This is a genomic window from Pseudokineococcus marinus, assembly GCF_013004605.1.
Lineage (GTDB): Bacteria > Actinomycetota > Actinomycetes > Actinomycetales > Quadrisphaeraceae > Pseudokineococcus > Pseudokineococcus marinus.
Genome location: NZ_JABEMA010000210.1, coordinates 1 through 5,475 on the forward strand (window position 1 = coordinate 1; position 5,475 = coordinate 5,475).

At 59.7% G+C, this 5,475-nt stretch carries 3 rRNA genes; all 3 read right to left on the reverse strand.

The features are described from left to right. Positions 1–25: 25 nt before the first annotated feature. A 5S ribosomal RNA gene (gene rrf, locus HLB09_RS12320) occupies positions 26–142 on the reverse strand. A 101-nt stretch (positions 143–243) separates the two neighbouring features. Further along, positions 244–3,365 (reverse strand): 23S ribosomal RNA (locus HLB09_RS12325). Positions 3,366–3,835: 470 nt separating this feature from the next. Continuing rightward, positions 3,836–5,357: ribosomal RNA gene (locus tag HLB09_RS12330) — 16S ribosomal RNA — on the reverse strand. Together the 16S, 23S and 5S rRNA genes form the textbook arrangement of a ribosomal RNA operon. Between the last annotated feature and the right edge of the window lie 118 nt (positions 5,358–5,475).

Here is a 5,475-nt window from a genome sequence, read left to right on the forward strand (position 1 = left end):
AGGGGGGTGGCCCTTCCTAAGTGAAGTCCGGCGGCGACCTACTCTCCCACGCAGTCCCCCACGCAGTACCATCGGCGCGAACGGGCTTAGCTTCCGGGTTCGGAATGGGACCGGGCGTTTCCCCGACGCTATGACCGCCGAAACAACTCACGAGCACGAACCCCCACCCACACACCCCAAGGGGGCGGCGGGGGGTTCGTAACCCAAGAACCGCACAGTGGACACGAGCAACACACACTAGAAGTGGTCAAGCCATCGGCATATTAGTACCGGTCAGCTCCACGAGTTACCCCGCTTCCACACCCGGCCTATCAACCCAGTCGTCTACCTGGGAGCCTCACACCACCCGAAGTGGCAAGGAGACCTCATCTCGAAGCAGGCTTCCCGCTTAGATGCCTTCAGCGGTTATCCCTCCCGAACGTAGCCAACCAGCCATGCCCTTGGCAGGACAACTGGCACACCAGAGGTTCGTCCGTCCCGGTCCTCTCGTACTAGGGACAGCCCTTCTCAAGTCTCCGACGCGCGCAGCGGATAGGGACCGAACTGTCTCACGACGTTCTAAACCCAGCTCGCGTACCGCTTTAATGGGCGAACAGCCCAACCCTTGGGACCTACTCCAGCCCCAGGATGCGACGAGCCGACATCGAGGTGCCAAACCATGCCGTCGATATGGACTCTTGGGCAAGATCAGCCTGTTATCCCCGGGGTACCTTTTATCCGTTGAGCGACCGCGTTTCCACACACCACGGCCGGGTCACTAGTTCCGACTTTCGTCCCTGCTCGACCCGTCAGTCTCGCAGTCAAGCTCCCTTGTGCACTTGCACTCAACACCTGATGACCGACCAGGCTGAGGGAACCTTTGAGCGCCTCCGTTACACTTTAGGAGGCAACCGCCCCAGTTAAACTACCCATCAGGCACTGTCCCTGATCCGGATCACGGACCGAAGTTAGACGCCCAGTATGACCAGAGTGGTATTTCAACGACGACTCCACCAGCACTGGCGTGCCCGCTTCACAGTCTCCCACCTATCCTACACAAGCCACACCAGACACCAATACCAAACTATAGTGAAGGTCCCGGGGTCTTTCCGTCCTGCTGCGCGTAACGAGCATCTTTACTCGTAGTGCAATTTCGCCGAGTTCGCGGTTGAGACAGCGGAGAAGTCGTTACGCCATTCGTGCAGGTCGGAACTTACCCGACAAGGAATTTCGCTACCTTAGGATGGTTATAGTTACCACCGCCGTTTACTGGCGCTTAAGTTCTCAGCTTCGCCGTGAGGCTAACCGGTCCCCTTAACGTTCCAGCACCGGGCAGGCGTCAGTCCGTATACATCGTCTTGCGACTTCGCACGGACCTGTGTTTTTAGTAAACAGTCGCTTCTCCCTGGTCTCTGCGGCCTCACACGCTCCCACCCGCAAGGGGCGTTCACGCGATCGGCCCCCCTTCTCCCGAAGTTACGGGGGCATTTTGCCGAGTTCCTTAACCACGATTCACTCGATCGCCTTGGTATTCTCTACCTGATCACCTGAGTCGGTTTAGGGTACGGGCGGCTAGAACCTCGCGCCGAGGCTTTTCTCGGCAGCATGGGATCACTCACTTCGCACTACGTGCTCACCATCAGGTCTCAGACTTGTGTGAGCCGCGGATTTACCAACGACTCGCCCTACACCCTTGGACGTGGACAACCATCGCCACGCGGAAGCTACCCTCCTGCGTCACCCCTGTTAATGCGCTTGCCTACTACCAGTCTGGGTCGTGCGTTCCACCCACACTCGCCCCGAAGGGCACGTGAGGCTTCAGGCACTCAGCATCGCTGGCCCCGGCATGGGCGGTCCTTCGCCGGTACGGGAATATCAACCCGTTGTCCATCGACTACGCCTGTCGGCCTCGCCTTAGGTCCCGACTTACCCAGGGCGGATTAGCCTGGCCCTGGAACCCTTGATCATCCGGCGGACGGGTTTCTCACCCGTCATTCGCTACTCATGCCTGCATTCTCACTCGTGTGGCGTCCACGACTAGGTCACCCTGCCGCTTCACCCCCCACACGACGCTCCCCTACCCACCCCCACACCTGGACCCACCCGAAGGTGAGCCTGGCTAACATGGGAGTGCCACGGCTTCGGCGGTGTGCTTGAGCCCCGCTACATTGTCGGCGCGGAATCACTTGACCAGTGAGCTATTACGCACTCTTTCAAGGATGGCTGCTTCTAAGCCAACCTCCTGGTTGTCTGCGCAACTCCACATCCTTTTCCACTTAGCACACGCTTAGGGGCCTTAGCCGGTGATCTGGGCTGTTTCCCTCTCGACTACGAAGCTTATCCCCCGCAGTCTCACTGCCACGCTGCGCTTACCGGCATTCGGAGTTTGGCTGACGTCAGTAACCTTGTCGGGCCCATCGGCCATCCAGTAGCTCTACCTCCGGCAAGAAACACGCGACGCTGCACCTAAATGCATTTCGGGGAGAACCAGCTATCACGAAGTTTGATTGGCCTTTCACCCCTACCCACAGGTCATCCCCCAGGTTTTCAACCCTGGTGGGTTCGGTCCTCCACGCGGTCTTACCCGCGCTTCAACCTGCCCATGGGTAGATCACTTCGCTTCGGGTCTAGGACACGCGACTCACACGCCCTGTTCGGACTCGCTTTCGCTACGGCTTCCCCACACGGGTTAACCTCGCCACATGCCACTAACTCGCAGGCTCATTCTTCAAAAGGCACGCCGTCACAAGACGAATCCTGCTCCGACGGCTTGTAGGCGCACGGTTTCAGGTACTATTTCACTCCCCTCCCGGGGTACTTTTCACCTTTCCCTCACGGTACTCGTCCGCTATCGGTCACCAGGGAGTATTCAGGCTTAGGGGGTGGTCCCCCCAGATTCACACGGGATTTCTCGGGCCCCGTGCTACTCGGGAACACCGTCCAAGGAGGCCACGCTGTTTCGTCTACGGGGGTCGCACCCTCTACGCCAGGCCATCCAAGACCCTTCGACTACAACGCGGCTTTATCACTCCCCGCCCCAGCGGCAGCTGAAGGCCAACGGGTCCCACAACCCCGCGCACGCAACCCCTGCCGGGTATCACACGCACACGGTTTAGCCTCATCCGCTTTCGCTCGCCACTACTCACGGAATCGCTGTTGCTTTCTCTTCCTGTGGGTACTGAGATGTTTCACTTCCCCACGTTCCCTCCACACACCCTATATATTCAGGTGCAGGTGACTGGAGATGAATCCAGCCGGGTTCCCCCATTCGGACATCCTCGGATCACAGTTCGGTTGCCAACTCCCCGAGGCTTATCGCAGGCTCCTACGTCCTTCATCGGCTCCTGGTGCCTAGGCATCCACCGTACGCCCTTAAAAACTTGGCCACAAAGATAAAGATGCTCGCGTCCACTGTGCAGTTCTCAAGCTACGAACAAGCCACCCCCACCACCGGCACCCACCCCCACCAGACCATCCCCGACGACTCACATCGTCAAGAACACCCACCGGGGGGCGGTATGACCGCAGGGACGACCCGCGCTCACTCCAGAGCAAGACAAGCCAACCAACGGCCTGCTCCCTCAGGACCCAACAGCGCACCACGACCCAGCCACCCCACCACCAAGGACTTCCCCGCACACCACCACCAGCCCCACACTCAAGCAGGACCCGCGTCAGCGGTACTCACCCCCAGCAGCACAGCCACCAGACCAGCCGAACGTTCCACCCACGAGCACCACCCCGGACGCGCACGGCCCGGGCCTGGTCTCCGCACACCACCAACCACCACCACCCACACCCCGCGACAAGCACGAAGACACAGGATCCAGCGCCGGCGATGCCAGATGCTCCTTAGAAAGGAGGTGATCCAGCCGCACCTTCCGGTACGGCTACCTTGTTACGACTTCGTCCCAATCGCCAGTCCCACCTTCGACAGCTCCCTCCCTTACGGGTTGGGCCACCGGCTTCGGGTGTTACCGACTTTCGTGACGTGACGGGCGGTGTGTACAAGCCCCGGGAACGTATTCACCGCAGCGTTGCTGATCTGCGATTACTAGCGACTCCGACTTCATGGGGTCGAGTTGCAGACCCCAATCCGAACTGAGACCAGCTTTTTGGGATTCGCTCCACCTCACGGTCTCGCAGCCCTTTGTACTGGCCATTGTAGCATGCGTGAAGCCCAAGACATAAGGGGCATGATGATTTGACGTCATCCCCACCTTCCTCCGAGTTGACCCCGGCAGTCTCCGATGAGTCCCCGGCATCACCCGCTGGCAACATCGAACGAGGGTTGCGCTCGTTGCGGGACTTAACCCAACATCTCACGACACGAGCTGACGACAACCATGCACCACCTGCGCAGGACCCTTGCGGACCCACCATCTCTGGAGGATTTCCCTGCATGTCAAGCCTTGGTAAGGTTCTTCGCGTTGCATCGAATTAATCCGCATGCTCCGCCGCTTGTGCGGGGCCCCGTCAATTCCTTTGAGTTTTAGCCTTGCGGCCGTACTCCCCAGGCGGGGCGCTTAATGCGTTAGCTGCGGCACAGACCACGTGGAATGCGGCCCACACCTAGCGCCCAACGTTTACGGCATGGACTACCAGGGTATCTAATCCTGTTCGCTACCCATGCTTTCGCTCCTCAGCGTCAGTTACGGCCCAGAGACCCGCCTTCGCCACCGGTGTTCCTCCTGATATCTGCGCATTTCACCGCTACACCAGGAATTCCAGTCTCCCCTACCGCACTCTAGCTCGCCCGTACCCACTGCAGACCCAGGGTTAAGCCCCGGGCTTTCACAGCAGACGCGACGAGCCGCCTACGAGCTCTTTACGCCCAATAATTCCGGACAACGCTCGCACCCTACGTATTACCGCGGCTGCTGGCACGTAGTTAGCCGGTGCTTCTTCTGCTCCTACCGTCACTCTCGCTTCTTCGGAGCTGAAAGAGGTTTACAACCCGAAGGCCTTCATCCCCCACGCGGCGTCGCTGCGTCAGGCTTCCGCCCATTGCGCAATATTCCCCACTGCTGCCTCCCGTAGGAGTCTGGGCCGTGTCTCAGTCCCAGTGTGGCCGGTCACCCTCTCAGGCCGGCTACCCGTCGTCGCCTTGGTAGGCCATCACCCCACCAACAAGCTGATAGGCCGCGAGCCCATCCCCGACCGAAAAACTTTCCACCCCCCACCATGCGACAAGGGGTCATATCCGGTATTAGCCACCGTTTCCGGTGGTTATCCCAGAGTCAGGGGCAGGTTGCTCACGTGTTACTCACCCGTTCGCCACTGATCCGCCCCAGCAAGCTGGAGCATCACCGTTCGACTTGCATGTGTTAAGCACGCCGCCAGCGTTCGTCCTGAGCCAGGATCAAACTCTCCATCAATGCACAACAACCACACCACGAACCCCGAAAGGCCCGCAGCCGGTCTTAATACACCTGGAACAACAGCACCCCACCCACTGGCGAGCAAGGCACCTGAACGCCCCCCACCACCCAAACC